General features: G+C 63.9%; 23 protein-coding genes. 17 read left to right on the forward strand and 6 right to left on the reverse strand.

Going from position 1 to position 19,703, the window contains the following annotated elements; all coding sequences use genetic code 11:
• Positions 1–15: 15 nt before the first annotated feature.
• From FJ938_RS00810 to motA, 6 genes are read right to left on the reverse strand one after another with little or no spacing between them, the layout of a single operon-like run.
• The gene (locus FJ938_RS00810; RefSeq protein ID WP_140607193.1) at positions 16–450 is read right to left on the reverse strand and encodes a hypothetical protein; all 435 of its coding nucleotides are present in this window, start codon (positions 448–450) and stop codon (positions 16–18) included.
• Positions 447–1,529: a flagellar biosynthesis protein FlhB gene (gene flhB, locus FJ938_RS00815; RefSeq protein ID WP_140690315.1), complete on the reverse strand. Its 1,083-nt coding sequence runs from the start codon at positions 1,527–1,529 to the stop codon at positions 447–449. Before flhB ends, FJ938_RS00810 begins: the two co-directional genes overlap by 4 nt.
• 3 nt (positions 1,530–1,532) lie before the next feature.
• Positions 1,533–2,543 (reverse strand): flagellar motor switch protein FliG, encoded by a 1,011-nt coding sequence (locus FJ938_RS00820; RefSeq protein ID WP_140690316.1) that lies wholly within the window; start codon positions 2,541–2,543, stop codon positions 1,533–1,535.
• A 46-nt stretch (positions 2,544–2,589) separates the two neighbouring features.
• Positions 2,590–2,976 carry a flagellar motor switch protein FliN gene (fliN, locus tag FJ938_RS00825; protein ID WP_140690319.1) on the reverse strand — a complete coding sequence of 129 codons (387 nt, stop codon included), beginning with the start codon at positions 2,974–2,976 and terminating at the stop codon, positions 2,590–2,592.
• A 17-nt stretch (positions 2,977–2,993) separates the two neighbouring features.
• Positions 2,994–3,941, reverse strand: coding sequence for a FliM/FliN family flagellar motor switch protein (locus FJ938_RS00830; RefSeq protein ID WP_140690626.1), 948 nt, complete (start codon positions 3,939–3,941; stop codon positions 2,994–2,996).
• 32 nt (positions 3,942–3,973) lie between these two features.
• On the reverse strand, positions 3,974–4,849 hold the full coding sequence (gene motA / locus FJ938_RS00835) for a flagellar motor stator protein MotA (protein ID WP_140607197.1): 876 nt from the start codon (positions 4,847–4,849) through the stop codon (positions 3,974–3,976).
• Positions 4,850–4,996: 147 nt separating this feature from the next.
• Between motA and FJ938_RS00840 the strand changes: the two genes are divergently transcribed.
• The 17 genes from FJ938_RS00840 to fliF all read left to right on the forward strand — a co-directional run bounded on the left by FJ938_RS00840 (position 4,997) and on the right by fliF (position 19,700).
• Positions 4,997–6,118 carry a DUF1217 domain-containing protein gene (locus FJ938_RS00840; protein ID WP_140607280.1) on the forward strand — a complete coding sequence of 374 codons (1,122 nt, stop codon included), beginning with the start codon at positions 4,997–4,999 and terminating at the stop codon, positions 6,116–6,118.
• Between the two features lie 2 nt (positions 6,119–6,120).
• Complete coding sequence (gene flgF / locus FJ938_RS00845) at positions 6,121–6,846, forward strand: flagellar basal-body rod protein FlgF (RefSeq protein ID WP_140607198.1); 726 nt, start codon at positions 6,121–6,123, stop codon at positions 6,844–6,846.
• A gap of 1 nt (position 6,847) precedes the next feature.
• A complete protein-coding gene (fliI, locus tag FJ938_RS00850; RefSeq protein WP_140690322.1) occupies positions 6,848–8,248 on the forward strand; it encodes a flagellar protein export ATPase FliI in 1,401 nt (466 codons plus the stop codon).
• On the forward strand, positions 8,229–8,960 hold the full coding sequence (locus FJ938_RS00855) for a hypothetical protein (RefSeq protein WP_140690324.1): 732 nt from the start codon (positions 8,229–8,231) through the stop codon (positions 8,958–8,960). The genes fliI and FJ938_RS00855 overlap by 20 nt, the downstream gene beginning before the upstream one ends.
• 145 nt (positions 8,961–9,105) lie before the next feature.
• Entirely contained in the window at positions 9,106–9,486 is a 381-nt protein-coding gene (flgB, locus tag FJ938_RS00860; protein WP_140690327.1) for a flagellar basal body rod protein FlgB, read from the forward strand.
• Between the two features lies 1 nt (position 9,487).
• Entirely contained in the window at positions 9,488–9,904 is a 417-nt protein-coding gene (gene flgC / locus FJ938_RS00865) for a flagellar basal body rod protein FlgC (RefSeq protein WP_140607202.1), read from the forward strand.
• Complete coding sequence (locus tag FJ938_RS00870) at positions 9,901–10,224, forward strand: flagellar hook-basal body complex protein FliE (RefSeq protein ID WP_181168975.1); 324 nt, start codon at positions 9,901–9,903, stop codon at positions 10,222–10,224. Before flgC ends, FJ938_RS00870 begins: the two co-directional genes overlap by 4 nt.
• An 11-nt stretch (positions 10,225–10,235) precedes the next feature.
• Complete coding sequence (gene flgG, locus FJ938_RS00875) at positions 10,236–11,024, forward strand: flagellar basal-body rod protein FlgG (protein WP_140607203.1); 789 nt, start codon at positions 10,236–10,238, stop codon at positions 11,022–11,024.
• Positions 11,025–11,030: 6 nt separating this feature from the next.
• Complete coding sequence (gene flgA, locus FJ938_RS00880; RefSeq protein ID WP_140690330.1) at positions 11,031–11,567, forward strand: flagellar basal body P-ring formation chaperone FlgA; 537 nt, start codon at positions 11,031–11,033, stop codon at positions 11,565–11,567.
• Between the two features lie 149 nt (positions 11,568–11,716).
• Positions 11,717–12,805: a flagellar basal body P-ring protein FlgI gene (locus FJ938_RS00885; protein WP_226890705.1), complete on the forward strand. Its 1,089-nt coding sequence runs from the start codon at positions 11,717–11,719 to the stop codon at positions 12,803–12,805.
• Between the two features lie 3 nt (positions 12,806–12,808).
• Positions 12,809–13,393: a MotE family protein gene (locus FJ938_RS00890; protein WP_140690336.1), complete on the forward strand. Its 585-nt coding sequence runs from the start codon at positions 12,809–12,811 to the stop codon at positions 13,391–13,393.
• Positions 13,390–14,097 (forward strand): flagellar basal body L-ring protein FlgH, encoded by a 708-nt coding sequence (gene flgH / locus FJ938_RS00895; RefSeq protein ID WP_140690339.1) that lies wholly within the window; start codon positions 13,390–13,392, stop codon positions 14,095–14,097. Before FJ938_RS00890 ends, flgH begins: the two co-directional genes overlap by 4 nt.
• A 14-nt stretch (positions 14,098–14,111) precedes the next feature.
• Complete coding sequence (locus FJ938_RS00900) at positions 14,112–14,606, forward strand: flagellar basal body-associated FliL family protein (protein WP_140690341.1); 495 nt, start codon at positions 14,112–14,114, stop codon at positions 14,604–14,606.
• Complete coding sequence (fliP, locus tag FJ938_RS00905; protein WP_140690344.1) at positions 14,603–15,334, forward strand: flagellar type III secretion system pore protein FliP; 732 nt, start codon at positions 14,603–14,605, stop codon at positions 15,332–15,334. The genes FJ938_RS00900 and fliP overlap by 4 nt, the downstream gene beginning before the upstream one ends.
• 252 nt (positions 15,335–15,586) lie before the next feature.
• Positions 15,587–16,567, forward strand: a complete 981-nt coding sequence (locus FJ938_RS00910; protein ID WP_140607210.1) for a flagellin — start codon at positions 15,587–15,589, stop codon at positions 16,565–16,567.
• 281 nt (positions 16,568–16,848) lie between these two features.
• Complete coding sequence (locus FJ938_RS00915) at positions 16,849–17,919, forward strand: flagellin (protein WP_140690347.1); 1,071 nt, start codon at positions 16,849–16,851, stop codon at positions 17,917–17,919.
• Positions 17,920–18,050: 131 nt separating this feature from the next.
• Positions 18,051–19,700: a flagellar basal-body MS-ring/collar protein FliF gene (gene fliF, locus FJ938_RS00920; protein WP_140690349.1), complete on the forward strand. Its 1,650-nt coding sequence runs from the start codon at positions 18,051–18,053 to the stop codon at positions 19,698–19,700.
• The last annotated feature ends 3 nt before the right edge of the window (positions 19,701–19,703 follow it).

Genomic DNA, 19,703 nt, shown 5'->3' on the forward strand with positions numbered 1-19,703 from the left:
TCTGATAGAGCCGGTTCAGAAGGCCAGCGGCTCGACCCTGCGGATACGAGCCTGTTCGATCACAGCCTCCAGCAGCGCCGTATTGTGCTCGGGGTCCTCGCCAGGTTTTTCGAACGACACGTAGTTGACCGCGACCGAGTTGCCGGTCTCGCTCAGCGTCAGCTGGAAATAGACGGTTACCCCCGGTGGCCTGAGTTCCAGATCGAGCACGATGCGCGGGCTGCCGCTCCAGTCGACATGCGCCTCGCCGCCATGGCCTAGCCTGAGCGTGCGCGGATTGAAGAACAACTCCGCTGCTGAATCGACCAGATCCGACAGGCAGGCGAAGTGCTCCAGCCGGATGAAGGCGATATAGTCGGCGACATCGATCAGGCGCAACTCGGCCACGACTTGCTCGATAGCGTTGGCGACGATGATCTCGCGGGATTTTGCGTGCGGTTGGCGGTTCATGAAATCTGTCTGCGCTCAGCCTTTTTCGAGTAGACGATCCGCACCAGTTCGGCGACGGCCTGGTAGAATTGCGACGGGATCACATTATCGACCGAAACTTGCTTGTACATGGAGCGGGCGAGCGCTACGTCCTCGAAGATCGGGATGTTGTTTTCCCTTGCGATCTCGCGGATTTTCAGAGCCACCAGATCCTGCCCCTTGGCCACCACAAGCGGCGCCGAATCCTCGTCGCGCACATATTTCAGCGCGATCGAATAGTGTGTCGGATTGGCGATGATCAGCGTCGCGCGCGGCACCGCCGTCATCATCCGCTTGCGCGCCCGGTCGCGCGCCAGCGAGCGCAGCCGCGACTTTACGATCGGATCGCCCTCGGACTGTTTGAATTCGTCCTTGACCTCCTGCTTGCTCATGCGCAGGTCCTGTTTCCAATGGAAGCGCGACCAGACGAGGTCGATCGCCGCGATCAGACCCATGACGAAGACGATCGCAACCAGGATGTCGACCGCGATGCCGCGGATGACGAGACCGAAGGCGATGGGATTGGTGATCATCCCGTCGAGCAGTTTGCGGTGATCCTCCGACAGCGTGAAGACGAGCACCGCGATGGCGAAGCCCACCTTGGCGAGGGATTTCAGGAACTCGACCCAGCCCTGGGCGCCGAACATCCGGTTCCAGCCCTTGACGATCGAGATGCGCGACATCTGCGGCCTGATCCGCTCGCCGACGAATTGCGGCATGTTCTGGAGCACCGAGGCGCCGATGCCGGCGACGGTCAAAAGCACCAGCAGGCTGACGAGGGCGCGGCCCACTTCCAGCAAGACGATCTTGTAGAGCGCGATGATGTCGGTCTCGGTGTCCATCGGCCAGGCCTCGGGCTTCTCAAGGAACATCGACAGGAACATGCCGAGATTGATGACCGCGTCCTTGGCATAGAAGACGGTGAACACCAGTATCGCGACGTAAGAGGCGAGGAGCACGGTTTCCCGCGAATGGGGCAGCTTGCCCTGTTCGATCGTGTCGCGGATCTTCTTTTCCGTCGCCTCTTCGGTTTTCGAGTCCTTGTCGGTGGCGTCGGACATGCCTTACGCGGCGTTCTGGGTCGAGGGAAGTTCGAAAGCGCCCTCGCGCGACAGCCGGATGGTGGTCGTCACGATGGTCTTGCGCGCCGCCAGGATGTCGGCGGCAGGGACGCCGTCCGAACCCTGTCCGAGCTCGGCTTCGATCATGCGCCGCGACCGCGCGCCGATCGCCGACAGCACCGCTTCGGCGAGCGCCGCCGAGGTTCCGCGCAGCGCCAGCGTGACAAGCTCGGTCGACAATCCGTCGAACAAAAGCACACGCGCTTTCTGGGTCAGCAGCGGCAGGTCGTCGAAAGCGAAAAGCCGTGCCCGCACACCGTCGAGATCGGGCGTGCCGGCGGCCTCCAGATCCTGCATGACCTCCTCAAGTTGCGGCTTTTCCAGCTCATTGAGCACGCTGGCGACGCGCGCCTGCCCTGCCGAAGTGTCCTTGGTCGAGGTGTCCGACAGCACGCCGGCGCGCAGCCGGTTCTCGACGATCCTGGTGGCGGCGGGCGGAACATTGGCCATGGTCACCATGCGCTTGATGATTTCGCCGCGCATCGGCTTCGTCAGCGTCAAAAGCACGCCTGCGGCCGCTTGCGGCGCCAGCTTCGACAGCACCATGGCCGCCGTCTGCGGATGTTCGCCGGCCAGGAAGGTGCCCAGCCGCGAGGCTTCGAGTTTTTCGAGATCGGGCCAGATCGGCGGCGGCCCTTCGGGTGCCGCCTCCGGTTTCTTGTTGCCCATTATGGCGCTCATCTCTTCGGGCGACAGCGACTCGTTGAGGATGGTGTCCATCCTGTCGGCGGAATCGAGCAGTCCCGCGCCTTCCGTGAACTCCGCCTCGAACTCGGCGACAATGCGCTCGAGATCGCTCTGCGGAATGGTCCTGAGCAGCCGGGCGCCCTCGATCAGCGCCTTCAGCTCTTCCTGCTTGAAGAATTTCAGCAGGCGGCTGGCGGATGGCTTGCCCATCGCCACCAATATGGCGGCCGCCTTCTGCGCGCGCGTGAGCGTCGTCAGCGGCGTCATGCTGCCTCTCGCCTCCGCCGCAACCGCCAAGCCCCATCAGCCATGTCTAGGCGCCCTTCGTGCCGGCGATGATTTCGGTCAGCCTGATGCCGAAGCGCGAGGGGTCGCTTTCAAGCACCGTGATCTCGCCGCGCGCGATCTTGCGGCCGTTGACGACGACGTCGACGGGTTCGCCGATGCGGCGGTTGAGTGCCACCGTCGATCCCTTCTGCAGGGCCATCAGGTCGGCAACCGCCATCTCGGTGCTGCCGAGGATGATCTGGACATCGACGGGGATGTTCATGATGACATTGGAATTGGCGCCAGCGGCGGCCCTGAACGCCGCGTCGGGGCGCTGCTCCTCTTCATGCAGAACCCCGCGCAATTCCTCGATGGCGCGGTCGAGCTGCTCGTCCGGCTGGTCGAGCTCTGCTTCTACCTTGGTCTTGCCCATGCGTCGTCTCCAAAAGCTCAGGCGCGGCCGGCGCCAGCCGGCATGAGCCCATCAATGAAATCCTGCCCGGCATCGAAGGGATGCCTGATTCGGACGGTGTAATTCTGCCCCAGTTTGCCGAACTCGCATACGAACAGCGTCTTGCCGCGCGCGCTGAGGCGGGCCCGTGACTGCGCTGTCTCGTCGAAGTCGATGACCTGCCCCTTTTCGAGACCGGCGAGGTCGCCAAGCGTCAGCCGCGCCAGCGGCATGGTGGCTTCCAGCGCCACTGTCGAGCGCATCACCTCTTCCGAAAAGCGTGCACGCCAACTGCCGCCGTGATCGTCCTCGGCGACGGGGGCGGTGCCGTCGCGGCCGACCAGCACGACGCGCTGCGGCATCGTCACCGTGATGGAGCCGCTGTCGACTGGCGTCGAAATGCCAAGGACGATGCGGATCGCGGCGCCGTCGCGCAGCACATGCTTTCTGGCCTCGATACCGGACATGGCACGCGGCGCGGGCAGCCGCAGGTCGAGCGAACGCCGCCCCGAACCGTTCAGCGCCTGCGCCACCTCCTGGAACACCATGGTCGAGACATCGGCCTCGATCGGCGACAGGTCGCGCTCGATCGACGATGCCGGCATATCCGGATCGCCGCCAAACAGCATGGACACCATGATCGCGATCGCGGGAGCATCGATGACGAGCGTCATCGCGTCCGAGGATGCAGGCGATCCGACGACGGTCATGGCGAAGTTTTCGCCGGCGCGTGAGCGCGCCTCCGGGACGCGACTGACCTCGACGGCCCTGAGGTCGACGATCACCGGAATGCCGAGTTCGCCCGAGAGGCCCTTTTGCAAGAGCGGTACGGCGCGTTCGGCCATGGTGCGGCCGGCATCGATCACCTGATCGGCCTCGCCGCTATCGCCGACCAGACGCTCGATGATCAGCGAGCGCGCTTGCACGGGGCTGCCTGGGCTGGTCATGACCGTATCGGCACCGATCTGTCGTGCATTGCTCAAGCGGCTTTCTTCTCGGCGGCGCCGGTGGCCATCGTGCTCTGTTCGACCGCGTCGATGGTCGGCCGCTCATAGGACGAGATGGTCTTGCGGCCGAACTCGATCGCCACCTGCGGCAGCGCGCCGTTCATGTAGGCGAGCAGCGTCTGCTTGACGATGATGTAGAGGCGGTTCTTCTTCTCGCGCACCGTCTTGATCTTGGTGGCGACAGGCCCCACCACGGCATAGGACAGGAAGATGCCGAGGAAGGTGCCGACCAGGGCGGCACCGATCAGGCCGCCGAGGATTTCCGGCGATTGATCAAGGGCACCCATCGCCTTGACCACGCCGAGCACTGCGGCGACGATGCCGAGCGCCGGCAGGCCGTCGCCGACCGCGACCAGCGCATGATAGGCCTTCATCTTGTCGGACTTGATGGTCTGGATTTCCTCGTCCATCAGCGCCTCGATCTCATGCGAGCGGGCATTGCCGATGATGATGATGCGGCAGTAGTCGCAGATGAAATTCATCAGGTCATGGTTCTTGAGGACGGTCGGAAAGGCCTGGAAGATCGCCGATTCTTCCGGATTGTCGATATGCGCCTCGACCTCGCTGCGCGATTTCGAGCGCAATTCGCGCATCAGGCTGTGCAGCACGCCGAGCGTCTCCAGGTAATCCTGTTCCTTCGGCACGGCCTGCTTGAAGGCTTCGAGGATGCCCTTGCCGGTATCCTTGACCGTCTTCATCGGGTTGGCGACCAGGAAGGTGCCCAAGGCAGCGCCGCAGATGACCACCGCTTCCCATGGCTGGACCAGCACGTGCAGATGTCCGCCCATGGCCATGAAGCCGCCAAGGACGCAGCCGAGCGTCACCACCAGTCCAATCAGAATGCCCACGGCAGGTCCTTCCGCATTTCACGTCAGCGCAAGGGATAGTCCCCGTGCCTTGTGTGAGGCTTGAATCCGAACGGCCGGACCGATTCAGTTTCGCGCAAGGAAGCGAGATTATTGTCGCGATATTAAGCTTCGGCCGGAGGCATGACGTTGCTCAATACCTTTACCAGCTACCAGTTGATCACCAAGGACATCGGCAAATCCATCGCCCGCATCGAGCAACAGCCGACGGTTGACCGCGATACGCAATATTATCTCGCCAACATCACCAAGGTGAAATCGATCGACGATTTCGTCAACAATGACCGGCTGTTCAAATATGCCATGAAGGCCTACGGACTGGAGGACATGGACTACGCCAAGGCCTTCATGGTCAAGGCGCTCAAGGAAGGCGTTTCCGACCCCGACAGTTTCGCCAACAAGCTGACCGACAAGCGCTACGCCGAGTTCGTCAGCGCCTTCAACTTCGCCGCCAATGGCGCCGATGCGACCATCTACAACAAGGCGCAGCAGCTGGTGACGAAGAACTACGCCATACAGGCGCAAATCGCCGGTCTCGACCCGAATTCGGACTATGTGAAAGGCGAGACGACCTACTATCTCGCCAACATCACCAAGGTGAAGTCGGTCGACGATTTGATGTCGAACAGCCGGCTCTACACCTACGCGCTGGCCGCGTTCGGCCTCGATTCGGCGACGGAGGACAAGGACCTTATCAAGCAGGTTCTGCAGGGTGGCGTGCGCGACCCCAACAGCGTCGCCAACAAGCAGACGAACCCGGTTTACGCGGCATTGGCCTCGGCCTTCAACTTCGAACAGTACGGCGAAAACGCCACCACCATCAATCCGGCGCAGCAGCCGACCGTCGACAAATACATGCGCCAGACGCTGGAGGAGGATGCCGGCCAGACCAATCAAGGCGTGCGGCTGGCGCTCTATTTCCAGCGCAAGGCGCCCACCATCACCAGCTGGTACGACGTGCTGGCCGACACGGCGCTTGCGAGCGTGGTGCGCACCGCGCTCGGGCTGCCCGATTCCTTCGCCGCCGCCGATATCGACAAGCAGGCGCAGCTCTTCGAACAGAAGCTCAGCATCTCGGATTTCTCCGACCCCGAGAAACTCGGCAAGTTCCTGACCCGCTTCACCAGCATGTACGAGATCAACAACCCGACCTCGCCGGCCGTGACGTCGGTCAGCGTGTTGTTTGCACAGCCGGTCACGGCTGGCATCTCCACCGACCTGATGATGGCCATGCAGAAACTGAAGTTCTGATCATGCGGGACAGTCTCTACGTCGCCCTTTCTTCGCAGATGGCGCTCGAGCGCCGGCTCGACACGATAGCCGACAATGTCGCCAATGCCGGAACCGTCGGCTTTCGTGCCACCGGTGTGAAATTCGAGGACGTGGTGTCGGGCACCGGCCAGAAATCGGTGTCCTTCGCCTCGTCGGGCAAGACCTATCTTTCAGGCGCCCATGGCTCCTTGACCGAGACCGGCAATCCGTTCGATTTCGCGATCCAGGGCGATGCCTGGTTCGCCATCGATACGCCGGCCGGCACCGTCATGACCCGCGACGGCCGCTTCTCGATGAACGAGAATGGCGAGCTGATGTCGATCGAAGGCCACCCGGTGCTCGACGCAGGCGGCGCGCCGATCCAGCTCGATCCCCGCAACGGTCCGCCCAAGGCCGGCGCCGACGGGTCGCTGCGCCAGAACGACCAGCTTGTCGGCTCGATCGGCCTCTACAATTTCGACCCCGGCGAGAACTTCGTACGCTACGGCAATTCAGGCATCGTGCCGGCGCGCACGCCCGAGCCGGTCACCGACCGCTCCGACGTCGGCGTCGCGCAGGGTTTCGTCGAGGAATCCAACGTCAATCCGGTGCTGGAGATGACCCGGCTGATCATGGTCCAGCGTGCCTTCGAGAACACCGCCGCGCTGATGCGGCAGACGGATTCCTCCACCGACGAGGCGATCAAGACACTCGGCTCGAAGTCGTAGCATGTCGTCAGGCCAGCCATCGATCCGCGCACCCGAAAGACAGTTCCAGCCGGCGCCGCAGGATCGGCTTGCCGCGTTGGAGAGAATATGGCGGCGCTTCGGCAACGCCGATGGACTGGTCAAGCGTGGCGGTCTCGTCACCGAAGTCACGCCCACGCATTACAAAGTGCGCGGCCTTTCCGATTTCGCCAGGCTGGGCGACATCGTCGAACAGCGCGGCCAGACCGGCGCGCGCCGCGGCGAGATCGTCAAGATCAGCCGCGACGAGGTTGTCGTTGCTCCCTTCGAACGCAGCGCCGATGCCGGTATCGGCGATGCCGTGTTCCGCAGGGGGCCGCTCGTGGTGCAGCCGCACGGCTCATGGCGCGGCCGCGCCATCGATGCGCTCACCCGGGCGATCGATGGCGGTCCGCCGCTGATCAGGGGCGACGACAATGCGGGCAGCGCCACGACGCCAGGTGCCATGGCGCGGCAGCGCGTCGGCACCGCCTTCATGACCGGCGTCAAGGTCATCGACATCTTCACGCCGCTGTGTTTCGGCCAGCGCATGGGCGTCTTCGCGGGTTCCGGCGTCGGCAAGTCGACGCTGCTCGCCATGCTCGCCGGCGCCGACGCGTTCGACACCGTCGTCGTGGCGCTGATCGGCGAACGCGGCCGCGAGGTGCGCGAATTCCTCGAGGACACGATCGGCGACAGCATGGCCAAGACCGTGGCCGTCGTCGCCACCAGCGACGAGAGTGCCATGATGCGCCGGCGTGCGCCCGACACCGCCATGCGCGTCGCGGAACACTTTCGCGACCAGGGCCACCGAGTGCTTCTGGTACTGGATTCGATCACCCGCTTCGCCCATGCGCTGCGCGAGGTGGCGACGGGAACCGGTGAGCCGCCGGTCGCGCGCGGCTATCCCGCCTCGGTTTTCACCGAACTGCCCAAGCTGCTCGAGCGCGCTGGACCGGGGGCGGAAGGTAAAGGTTCGATCACCGCCATCATTTCCGTGCTGGTCGACGGCGACGATCACAACGATCCGGTCGCCGATTCCGTACGCGGCATTCTCGACGGCCATGTCGTGCTCGACCGTGCGATCGCAGAGCAAGGCCGCTATCCGCCGGTCAACCCGCTGTCGTCCATTTCGCGACTGGCGGGCAAGGCCTGGAGCGCCGAACAGCGCGCTTTGGTGGCACGGCTGAAGTCGATGATCTCCCGCTTCGAGGACACGCGCGACATCCGCCTGCTCGGCGCCTACCAGGGCGGCGTTGACGCCGAGCTCGACATGGCCGTGCGCCAGGTACCCCTGATCTACGAGGCGTTGGCGCAATCGCCCAGGGACCGCCCGTCGGCCGATCCGTTCTCCGATCTCGCCCGCCATCTCAAGGGAAAGCAGAATGCCGAACCAGGAGACTGAAGGTCAGTACGCCGAGCGCCTCCTGCGCGAGATGATCGCCGAGGCGAACGCCGCCGAGCAAGCCAGGGCTGAAGAAGACAGGGCTGCCAAGCCGCCCTCGCCCAGGACCTCCCGGGCCGAGACCGCCGACCTGACGCAGGCCAGCCGGGACTCGCTCATCGACGGCCTGTTCCCGGTCACCGAATGGCCGCAGCCTCCCAAGCCGCAGTTTCCCAAGCTGGGCAGGAAGGCGGACCGGCGCAGCGACTTCGTCATCGCCGCGCTCGGCATCACGCTTGGCCTGATCTGCGCGCTGTTTCCCTGGTACATCTTCTTCAACCAGGAACAGTTCGGCGTCCAGGCGATCAAGTTTGGCGGCACCGGCACCAATTCAGGGCGTGAGGGCGGCGGCGTGGTCGCCCAACGCAGTGCACCACTGACGGCCAAGGACGTTCCCAACGCCGATATCGACCTGCTTGCCACCGGAACGGTGCAGGACGACGCCACGCCGGCCCGGGCGCCCGGTGAGCAGCCCTTTCCAGCCGACGTGGCGAAATTCCGCATGGTCCATGTAGCCAACGGCCGCGCCATGATCGAGGACGACACCGGCCTGTGGATCGTCCAGCGCGGTTCGACGCTGCCCGATTCCAGCAAGGTGTCCTCGATCGAGCAGCGCAACGGCAAGTGGGTCATGCTCACCAGCACCAACCAGATGATCGAGCTTTCCAGATAATCCGCCGTGATTCTGCCCATCCGGCTCCGATCAAGAAACGGGGCATGATGTCGTGCGAAAACCGCTTCACACGTTTCTGGCGGCCGTCCGCAAGGTCCGCGCAAGACTGACGGCCTAGTCTTTGGGCACATGCCCGGAGATTCCCATGGAGCCCGTTTCCCTTTTCGATCTCGCCGCCAAGCAAGCGCAGTGGCTTTCCGTGCGTCAGTCGGCGATCGCCGGCAACATCGCCAATGCCAACACGCCAGGCTACATGGCAAACGATGTCGAGCCGTTCGAAAAGGTGCTCGACCGCACGGCGGTGTCGCTGCAGGCCACCGAGGCCGGCCATCTCGGCAACGCCGCGACCAATGCCGGCTTCACCATCAAGCCGCAGGAAGACGACGGCGTGGTCATGCCGTCCAAGAACAGCGTCGTGCTTGAAGACCAGCTTCTCAAGGCCGGCGAAGTGCGCCGCTCCTTCGAACTCAACACGGCCATCGTCAAGGCTTTCCACTCGATGATGATGATGGCGGTGAAGAGCTGACATGGACGCGTTGACCTCAGCCCTGAAAGTCGCAGCATCCGGCCTCGGCGCCCAGTCCGAGCGCCTGCGCGTGGTTTCCGAGAACCTCGCCAATGCCCAGTCGACCGGCACTACGCCCGGCGCCGACCCCTATCGCCGCAAGACCATCAGCTTCGTCTCGGAGCTCGACCGGGCTTCCGGCAGCTCGACGGTCGCGGTGAACTCGATCGACCGCGATCCGAGTGACTTTCCCGTCGAATTCCAACCTGGCAACGAGGCCGCCGACGCGAAGGGCTACGTCAAGTTGCCCAATGTCAACGTGCTGATCGAAATGGCCGACATGACCGAGGCCAACCGCTCCTACGAGGCCAACCTGCAAGTCGTGAAGCAGGCGCGCGACCTCATCTCAATGACCATCGACCTGATGAGGAACCAATGATCGTGAACGGCATCGGCGCGCTTAACCTGAAGCCTGGGCTGGGCGACACGGCGACCGACCTGCTTCAAGGCGGTGTCGCGCCCGCGACATCGGGCAATCTTGGCACCTCCTTCACCGAGGCGCTGAGCCAGGCGGCGTCGAAGACCGTAAATACGCTGCAGAATGCCGAACAGGTGTCGCTGCAGGCGCTCAAGGGCGATGCCGACACCCGCCAGGTCGTCGATGCCGTGATGAGCGCGCAACAGGCGCTCCAGACCGCCGTCGCCATCCGCGACAAGGTCGTTTCGGCCTATCTCGAAGTCAGTCGCATGGGTATCTGAGGAGTTAGGCCATGAAAGCGCTCGCCATTGCCGCCACCGGCATGAATGCCCAGCAGACAAATCTGGAAGTCATCGCCAACAACATCGCCAACATCAACACCACCGGCTACAAGCGGGCGCGGGCCGAATTCTCCGATCTGCTCTACCAGGTCGACCGCACGCAAGGCGTGCCCAACCGCTCCAACGCCTCGCTGGTGCCGGAGGGCGTTTCGATCGGCCTCGGCGTCAAGACGACCGCGGTGCGCAACGTCCACACACAGGGCGAACTGACCAGCACCGGCAACAGTTTCGACATGGCGCTCACCGGCCGCGGCTGGTTTCAGATCGAGGGCGCAGATGGCGGCACGCTCTATACCCGCGCCGGCGCCTTCAACACCAACGCCACCGGTCAGCTGGTGACCGCGGACGGCGCCAGTGTCATCCCGGCCATCACCGTGCCGGTCAACGCCGTCGAAGTCATCGTCAACAAGACCGGCCAGGTCTTCGCCCGCATCGACGGCCAGACCAACCTGCAGACGCTCGGCCAGCTCCAGATCGTCAACTTCGCCAACGAGGCGGGGCTGGCGCCGCTCGGCGACAATCTGTTCCAGGAAACGACGGCGTCAGGCCCGGCCAATGTCGGCGTGCCCGGCGACCCCGGCTTCGCCACCGTCCAGCAAGGTTATCTCGAGGCTTCCAACGTCGACCCGGTCAAGGAAATCACCGAACTGATCTCGGCGCAGCGTGCCTATGAAATGAACTCCAAGGTCATCCAGGCCGCCGACGACATGGCCTCGGTTGTCTCCAAGAACATCAGGTAACGGACGATGGCCATGCCGATCTCCTGCTCCGCACTCCGCCGCGCCGCGCTTGCCTTTGCGTTGGTGGTCGGTGGTTTGCCGGCTTTCGCCCAGGAGTCGACAGGCCAGTCGACAGGCCAAGCGGCAACGCGGATCGCCAGAAGTCAGCCTGCCGGCGAGGTCGTGCTGATCCCCAACCGGGTCATCTATCCCGGCGAGACCATCGAGATCACCGCGCTGAAGCAGGTGACCCTCATCCCGGGCAAGCACAAGCCCGATGCGGTGGCAACCCGCGCCGAGGAGTTGCAGGGCAAGATCGCCAAGCGCACGCTGCTGCCCGGCCGCTACATTCCTTCGACCGCCATCCGCGAGGCCTGGCTGGTCGAACAGGGCGCCGCCGTGCAGGTCTTCTTCATCGCCGGCGGACTGACGATATCGGCGACCGCCGTGACCTTGCAGCCAGGTTCGGCCGGCGACCTCATCAAGGTTCGCAACACCGACAGCGGCAAGATCCTTTCCGGCACTGTGATGGCCGACGGAACCATCCAGGTCAGCGCTTCATGATGCGCGCATTTACCCTTCTGCTTGCGGCTACGCTCGGCCTGCAGCCGGCGCTGGCCGACGGCCTGACGCCCAAGGCCAAGCGCGAACTCGCCGCCAGGAATGGCGGCGTTTACGACGATCCGGAATATGATCCGGCCACCACCACCCGCATGTTCCGCGTGTCGTCCGGGCCAAGCTCGCTGCCGCCGGGCCAGGTCGCCTCGCGCATCAAGGACATCGCCCAGCTGCAGAGTTCGCGCGACAACCAGCTCGTCGGCTACGGCCTCGTCATCGGGCTCGCCGGGTCTGGCGACAGCCTGCGCAATTCGCCGTTCACCGAGCAGTCGATCCGCGCCATGCTCGAAAATCTCGGCATCGCCACCGAGGGCGGCAGCGCGCGCGCCAAGAACGTCGCCGCCGTCATCGTCACCGCCAATATGCCCCCCTATGTGCAATCGGGCGCCCGCATCGACATCGACGTCTCCTCGATGGGCGACGCCACCTCGCTATCAGGCGGCACACTGATCATGACGCCGCTGAAGGCGGCGGACGGCGAGATCTATGCCGTCGGCCAGGGCGCGGTCATCGTTTCCGGGTTCACCGCCCAGGGTCAGGCCCAGCAAGTGACGCAGGGCGTGCCAACCGCCGGCCGGGTCCCGAACGGCGCAATTGTCGAGCGGTCGGTGAAGGCCGAATTCGATGACCAGCCGACGCTAACGCTGCAATTGCGCAATCCCGATTTTTCGACCGCCATCCGTATCGCCGACGCGATCAACGATTACACCAGCCAGCGCTTTGGCATGCGCGTGGCGGCCGAGCGCGACTCCCGCACCGTCCAGATCAGGAGGCCGAAGAGCATATCGGCGGCCCGCTTCTATGCCGAGATCGAGAATCTGGTGGTCGAGTCCGACACGCCGGCCCGCGTCGTCATCGACGAGCGCACCGGCACCATCGTCATCGGCAACGACGTCAAGATCTCGCGCGTCGCCATCAGTCACGGCACACTGACGGTGCGCATCACCGAGGCGCCGCGTGTCGTGCAGCCTGAACCCTTCTCCAAGGGCGAAACCGCCGTCGAGCCGTTCACCGCCATCGACGCCAGCCGGCCCAACGGCCGCGTCGCCGTGCTCGACGGGCCTGACCTGCAAACCCTCGTTTCCGGCCTCAACCGTCTCGGCGTCAAGCCGGACGGCATCATTGCCATCCTGCAAGGCATCAAGTCGGCCGGCGCCCTGCAAGCCGATCTGGTTCTCCAATAGGCGATGCCGATGATCCCTCGCCTCTCATCTCATGAAAGGCGCCGCTCCCGCACAATTCTGTTCGCGGCAGCAGCTGTCGCGGCCATGTCCTTTTCCGGCGGCGCGGACGCCGAGGACACCGTTCGCCAGGTTCTGCCCGGAGCGCAGCCCGCGATGGCGCCGCGGCAATTGACGCGGGAAAAGGCGCCTGACCAAAGCGAGATCGAGCGCTTCTGCTCCAACATCGCCGACGCCGCCCGCGACCGCCGCTATGCCTTGCAGGCGGAAGAACTGAAGCAGCTCCAGGCCGGCATCGACCAGCGCATGAAGGCGCTGGACGAGAAGAAGGCCGAATACGAGACGTGGCTCAAGCGGCGCGAGGTCTTCCTGGCCCGGGCAGAGGACGGCGTCGTCAAGATCTACGCCGGCATGAAGCCCGATGCCGCGGCCGAACGCCTGGCGATCGTCAACGCAGATCTGGCCGCGGCCATCCTGATGAAGCTCGATTCTCGCAAGGCCAGTGTCATTCTCAACGAAATGGACCAGAAGGCGGCGGCGACGCTCACCGGCATCATGGCCAGCGCAGCCCGAAGGGAAGATCCGTCATGATCCGCAGAATGCTCATCCTGTGCGCGGTTGCAGCGCTGTCCGGCTGCGGAACCAATCTCAGGGAGGTCGGCAAGGAACCTGCGCTGTCGCCGGTCGGCTCCGGCATCGATGGCGGCAACACCGGCTCCCTCTACAAATACCCGGAGTCGCCACGCGCACCGGTCAAGAAATTCTCGCTTTGGAACGATCGCCAGAGCCGGCTGTTCACCGATCCCCGGGCGCTGTCGCAGGGCGACATCCTGACTGTCAAGATCAGCATCAACGACCGCGCCAACTTCAAGAACCAGAACGACAGAAGCCGCACCGCCAACCGCAAGCTCGGTTTCGACATCAGCGCGCAATGGGACAAGCTCAGCACAGCCGGCAAGGGTTCCGGCGCGCTCAACTCGGCCACGGATACAACGGCTGACGGCGAGATCAAACGATCGGAAACGCTGGAGCTCAATGTCGCGGCCATCGTCACCGACGTCCTGCCCAACGGCAATCTGATGATCACCGGTTCGCAGGAGGTACGCGTCAACGCCGAACTCAGGGTGCTGACCATCGCCGGCATCGTGCGGCCGGCCGATATCGGCGCCGAGAATACGATCCCCTACGAACGCATCGCCGAGGCGCGCATTTCATATGGCGGACGCGGCCGCATCACCGAGATCCAGCAGCCGGCCTACGGCCAGCAGGTTCTCGACCAGGTTCTTCCGTTCTAGGATTGGAGAACAACGTGGCCAATGTCGAACAGCTTCAGCCTCGCAAGGGACCTTCCCTTGCCGTCCAGGGCGCCATGCTGCTGGTGGTGACGGCCGCAGCCATCGGCATGGGCTGGCTGTCCGGCGGCTATCTCAAGGGCGTCGGAGGACCGGCGTCGGTTCCGGTCGCGCCGGAGAACGAGGGCAAGGCTGCCCAGCCCGCCGCCGCGCAACAGCCGGGCACGGGGCCGACGCTCGTGGCGCTGGCGCCGATCACCACCAACATCGCCTCGCCTGCCGACACCTGGTTCAGGATGGAGGCATTCGTGGTCTATGACGCGCCGCAGCCGCCGGCGATGGCGGAGGACATCCAGCAGGACCTTCTGGCCTTCGTGCGCACCTTGAAGATGCACCAGATCGAAGGCGCCAGCGGTTACCAGCACCTGAAAGCCGATCTCGAGGAACGCGCCTCGATCCGCAGCCAGGGCCATGCCAAACAGGTACTCATCAGGACATTGCTGGTCGAATGAGGAAATTCCTTCTTGCAGCGGCGCTGATCGGCGCTGCCACATCCGTCGCGGCGGCCCAGCAACTGGACCTCGGCGGCATCGGCAAGGCCGATGGCACCACCGTCGGCTACATCATCCAGATGTTCGGCCTGCTGACGGTGCTGTCGGTGGCGCCGGGCCTGCTGATCATGGTGACGAGCTTCACCCGCTTCGTCATCGCTTTCTCGATCCTGCGCGCCGGCATCGGCCTGCAGTCGACGCCGGCTAACCTCATCCTCATTTCGCTGTCGCTGTTCATGACCTTCTATGTCATGGCGCCGACCTTCGATCAGGCCTGGAACACCGGCGTCAAGCCGCTGATGGACAACCAGATCAGCCAGACCGAGGCATTCGAGAAGATCTCGGATCCGTTCCGCACTTTCATGCTGCACAATGTGCGCGACAAGGACTTCGACCTTTTCGCCGACCTCGCCCGCGAGCGCGGCCAGACCGTCTCGCGCGACACGGTCGACCTGCGCATCCTGGTGCCGGCCTTCATGATCTCCGAGATCCGGCGCGGCTTCGAAATCGGCTTCCTGATCGTGCTGCCTTTCCTGGTCATCGACCTGATCGTCGCCACCATCACGATGGCGATGGGCATGATGATGCTGCCGCCCACCGTGGTGTCGCTGCCATTCAAGATCCTGTTCTTCGTCCTGATCGACGGCTGGAACCTGCTTGTCGGCAGCCTGGTGCGCTCCTTCACCTGATCGTTTCCGTCGCACGGCCCCGGCAAAAGGCACCGTCTGCCGACAAGGGTGGGCGGTGCGGGAACCATCATCGAATTCCCAGATTATTTTCGATTAACCGTCGGATTTAGGTCTTTGGTAGGAACTCGCCGCCATAGTCGCTCGCAGATGGCGGGTGATCTCTTTCGACGATCATTGGCATGATGCCGCTCCGTCATACCGGACAAGCCGGTATGTCAAAAAAACACCTGTAAAATCAAGGTACGAGTAGCCATGTCCAGCATCATGACGAACACCGCCGCATTGACGGCGCTGCAGAGCCTCAACGCCACCAGCAAATCGCTTCAGGACACCCAGGCCCGCATCTCGACGGGCTATCGCGTCTCCCAGGCTTCCGACAACGCCGCCTACTGGTCGATCGCGACCACGATGCGCTCCGACAACCAGGCGATGTCCACCGTTTCGGACTCGCTCGGCCTCGGCGCCTCGAAGGTTGACACCGCCTACACCGGCATGAACAGTGCGATCACCACCATCAACTCGATCCAGCAGAAGCTGACCGCGTCCTACGGCCAGACCGACGCCTCCAAGGAAAAGACCCAGGTCGAAATCAAGGCGCTTCAGGATCAGTTGAAGGCCTACGCCGATGGCGCCACCTTCTCCGGCACCAACATGCTTTCGCTGTCCACCGCTTCGGGCACAGCGGCCGACGTGAAGATCGTTTCGGCCTTCAACCGCGACGCCAGCGGTGCTGTTTCGATCTCGACGATCGACGTCAACGTGGAAAGCATCAAGCTCTATGACGCCGGCGCGGCCCCGACGGCCAAGGGCATTCTGGACACGGATCGCCTCGGCGCCACCGGCGCTGCGGCAGCAGCCTCGGCCCCGACGCTCGGCGCTGCCGCAGCGGCTACCGACACCTATTCGGTCGCCAGCCTGGCCATCTTCTCGGGTGGCACGGCCGCCAGCGATAGCCAGATCTCGCAGATGATGACCGTCGTCGACGCCGCGCTCAAGGACATGACGACCGCCGCCACCAAGCTCGGCGCGGCCAAGAGCTCCATCGACCTGCAGAAGACCTTCACGTCAAGCCTGATGGACTCCATCGACCGCGGCGTTGGTCAGCTCGTCGATGCCGACATGAACAAGGAATCGACCCGCCTCCAGGCCCTGCAGGTTCAGCAGCAGCTCGGCGTCCAGGCGCTGTCGATCGCCAACGGCTCCTCGCAGTCGATCCTGTCGCTGTTCCGCTAATCCACTTCGCTCAACCTTAGAGCGTAGTAAACAACGGGCCGCGCCAAAAGCGCGGCCCGTTTTGTGTTTGCTCCAGCCCCGCGCAACCCTCGGTCCTTAACCCTCAAAAGCGAGCCTTTAACAGGCCGTTAACCATAACGCGCTAGTCATGGTTAACCAATAGCTTACAAAGGATTGGCGAATCGGCCCGTGGCCGCGACGGCAATCCATGGGCGAGCGAACACTCGCGAGGGCAATGCCGGTTTTTTGAGAAAGACCGGGTGGGAAAAGGAGCGAATTTCTTGGCGAGCATCATGACAAACGCCGCGGCCTTGACCGCACTTCAAAGCCTCAACGCCACCAACAAATCGCTCGAGCAGACACAGGCCCGGATCTCCACCGGTTACAAGGTCTCGGAGGCCTCCGACAACGCCGCCTACTGGTCGATCGCCACGACGATGCGCTCGGACAACCAGGCGCTCTCGACTGTCCAGGATGCGCTCGGCCTCGGCGCCTCGAAGGTCGACACCGCCTACACCGGCATGAACAATGTCCTGACGACGATCGGCCAGATCAAGACCAAGCTGCTTTCCACCGTCGGCCAGGCCGACGCCGCCAAGGTAAAGACGCAGACTGAAATCACGGCGCTCCAGGCGCAGATGAAGTCCTTTGCCGATGCCGCCACCTTTTCGGGTTCGAATTTCCTTTCAGTGACGTCGAAGCAGGTCGCCGCGCCCAATGATGGCGTGCAGCCCGACGCCAAGATCGTCTCGTCCTTCAATCGCTCCTCATCCGGCGCCATTTCGCTCGGAACGATCGACATCGATGTCGAGAGCACCAAGCTGTTCGATTCCGGTCTCGCCACCGACGTCAAGAACTACGGCACGCTCGACCGCCAGACTTCGGTCTATTCCACCGCGGCCGCCCAGAGCCAGTACGATACAGCCTATGCCACCGCGATCGCGGGCGGAGCCATGGACATCGCCGCAAACACCGCCGGCCAGGCCGCGGTGACAGGCACCCCCGCCAAGATCGACAACGTCTCCGCCTATAATCTCGACATCACGGCGGCCGGCGTTACCGACGACATCATCACCCAGATGATCGGCAAGATCGACAAGGTGATGAGCCAGTTGACCGACTCCGCCACGATCCTCGGTTCGGCCAAGAGCTCGATCGACCTGCAGAAGACCTTCACGCAGAGCCTGATGGATTCCATCGACCGCGGCGTCGGTCAGCTCGTCGATGCCGACATGAACAAGGAATCGACCCGCCTCCAGGCCCTGCAGGTGCAGCAGCAGCTCGGCATCCAGTCGCTGTCGATCGCCAACAGTTCCTCGCAATCGATCCTGTCGCTGTTCAAGAACGGCTAGTTCCGCCATAGCTGGCGGCTTCTTCCATTTCCAATCAAGGGGCTGCGCCGCAAGCGCGGCCCGATTTCATTTTCGCACAAGCTTCGGAGGCTAGTGTTCCGGCGGACAGTCATGCTGGGAGTCGCTGAATCGTGCCGGAACAGATCCAGAGCATCATCTCGAATCTCCGCGGTTTTGGTGTGAGGCGCCTCGCTATGCTGGCGGGCATCGCCGTTCTGGTGATGGGCGTCATCGGCATCGCCTCGGTCTACCTCAACCGCCCCGCCTACGACACGCTCTATGTCGGGCTCGATCGCTCCGACGTGAACCAGATCGGCCTGGTGCTGGGCGAGGCCGGCATCGGCTTCGATGTCGGCGCCGACGGGACCTCGGTGCTGGTGCCGGCCGGCACCACGGCGCAGGCGCGCATGCTGCTCGCCGAAAAGGGCCTGCCGACCAGCGCCAATGCCGGCTACGAACTGTTCGACAATGTCGGCTCGCTCGGCCTCACCTCCTTCATGCAGCAGATCACCCGCGTGCGTGCGCTGGAAGGCGAGATCGCTCGCACCATCCAGTCGATATCGGGCATCAAGGCGGCACGTGTCCACATCGTCATGTCCGAGCGCGCCAATTTCCGCCGCGACGAGCAGCAGCCTTCCGCATCGGTCGTCATCCGCTATGCCGGCATCGATGCCGAGAAAAGCGCCCAGTCGATCCGCCATCTCGTCGCCGCCGCCGTGCCTGGCCTGTCGGCCGACAAGGTGACGGTGCTCGATTCCAACGGCAACCTGCTGGCCGCCGGGGATGATCCCTCCAACACCAGTGCCGCCCGCACGCTCGGTGTCGAGCAGACTGTCGAGGTACAGATCGGCGACAATATCCGCCGCGCACTCACCCCCTATCTCGGGCCCGACAACTTCCGCGCCAGCGTCAAGGCCGAGATCAACACCGACACCCGCCAGACGGAAGAGACCATCTTCGATCCGAATTCCCGCGTCGAGCGTTCGGTGCAGTCGGTGCGCGCCAATGAGAACAACAACCAGAGGCAGGCCTCCACCCCCGCCAGCGTCGAGCAGAACCTGCCCGAGACCCAGGCGACGGCGACCGAAGGCCCGCAATCCTCCTCGCAGAACGACCGCAAGGAAGAGATCACCAACTACGAGATCAACTCCAAGAAGATCGCCACCGTCTCCAACGGCTACACAGTCACCAAGATGTCGATCGCCGTCGTTGTCAACCAGGACCGGCTGAAGGCGATCCTGGGCAAGGACGCGACGCCGGACCAGATCGCCAAGCGCGTCGCCGATATCCAGAAAATGGTGGCGTCGGCCACCGGTTTCGACGACAAGCGCGGCGATGTCGTCGACGTCTCGGCGGTCGAGTTCATCGATGGGCTGGACGGCGAGGCGATCCCGCAGGCTGGAATGCTCGATTCGATCGGCCAACATGCCGGCACGCTGATCAACGCCGGCGCCTTCATCGTTGTCGTATTCCTGGTGGCCTTCTTCGGCCTGCGCCCGATGGCGGCGGCACTGACGGCAAGGGCGACGCCTGCCATAGCCGGCCCCAATTTCGACGAGGTCCAGCGTTCGCTGCCGACTCCGGAGGCGGCCGCTTCCGCCGACGCAGGTGTCGCCATCGGCGCCTTGCCGGGCGCGCGGCCGGGCGCCACCCCGCTCGATGATCTTCGCCAGAAGATCAGGCCGGCACCGCAGGAGCGGCTTGCCCGCATGGTCGACATCAACGAGGAGCGCACCGCGCAGATCCTGCGCAAATGGGCCGCCCAGGAAGTCGCGGCCTAAACC

Source organism: Mesorhizobium sp. B2-4-14 (assembly GCF_006442155.1).
Taxonomy (GTDB): Bacteria; Pseudomonadota; Alphaproteobacteria; order Rhizobiales; family Rhizobiaceae; genus Mesorhizobium.

Bases quoted from the DNA above. Each gene is read 5' to 3' on its own strand.
- flgB (WP_140690327.1), top strand. From the start codon at position 9,106: ATGGAGCCCGTTTCCCTTTTCGATCTCGCCGCCAAGCAAGCGCAGTGG.
- FJ938_RS00855 (WP_140690324.1), top strand. From the start codon at position 8,229: ATGCCGAACCAGGAGACTGAAGGTCAGTACGCCGAGCGCCTCCTGCGC.
- flgF (WP_140607198.1), top strand. From the start codon at position 6,121: ATGCGGGACAGTCTCTACGTCGCCCTTTCTTCGCAGATGGCGCTCGAG.
- FJ938_RS00830 (WP_140690626.1), bottom strand. From the start codon at position 3,941: ATGACCAGCCCAGGCAGCCCCGTGCAAGCGCGCTCGCTGATCATCGAG.
- flhB (WP_140690315.1), bottom strand. From the start codon at position 1,529: ATGTCCGACGCCACCGACAAGGACTCGAAAACCGAAGAGGCGACGGAA.
- FJ938_RS00890 (WP_140690336.1), top strand. From the start codon at position 12,809: ATGCCGATGATCCCTCGCCTCTCATCTCATGAAAGGCGCCGCTCCCGC.
- FJ938_RS00820 (WP_140690316.1), bottom strand. From the start codon at position 2,543: ATGACGCCGCTGACGACGCTCACGCGCGCGCAGAAGGCGGCCGCCATA.
- fliP (WP_140690344.1), top strand. From the start codon at position 14,603: ATGAGGAAATTCCTTCTTGCAGCGGCGCTGATCGGCGCTGCCACATCC.
- FJ938_RS00885 (WP_226890705.1), top strand. From the start codon at position 11,717: ATGTTCCGCGTGTCGTCCGGGCCAAGCTCGCTGCCGCCGGGCCAGGTC.
- flgA (WP_140690330.1), top strand. From the start codon at position 11,031: ATGGCCATGCCGATCTCCTGCTCCGCACTCCGCCGCGCCGCGCTTGCC.
- FJ938_RS00910 (WP_140607210.1), top strand. From the start codon at position 15,587: ATGTCCAGCATCATGACGAACACCGCCGCATTGACGGCGCTGCAGAGC.
- flgC (WP_140607202.1), top strand. From the start codon at position 9,488: ATGGACGCGTTGACCTCAGCCCTGAAAGTCGCAGCATCCGGCCTCGGC.
- FJ938_RS00810 (WP_140607193.1), bottom strand. From the start codon at position 450: ATGAACCGCCAACCGCACGCAAAATCCCGCGAGATCATCGTCGCCAAC.
- fliI (WP_140690322.1), top strand. From the start codon at position 6,848: ATGTCGTCAGGCCAGCCATCGATCCGCGCACCCGAAAGACAGTTCCAG.
- FJ938_RS00870 (WP_181168975.1), top strand. From the start codon at position 9,901: ATGATCGTGAACGGCATCGGCGCGCTTAACCTGAAGCCTGGGCTGGGC.
- fliN (WP_140690319.1), bottom strand. From the start codon at position 2,976: ATGGGCAAGACCAAGGTAGAAGCAGAGCTCGACCAGCCGGACGAGCAG.
- flgG (WP_140607203.1), top strand. From the start codon at position 10,236: ATGAAAGCGCTCGCCATTGCCGCCACCGGCATGAATGCCCAGCAGACA.
- flgH (WP_140690339.1), top strand. From the start codon at position 13,390: ATGATCCGCAGAATGCTCATCCTGTGCGCGGTTGCAGCGCTGTCCGGC.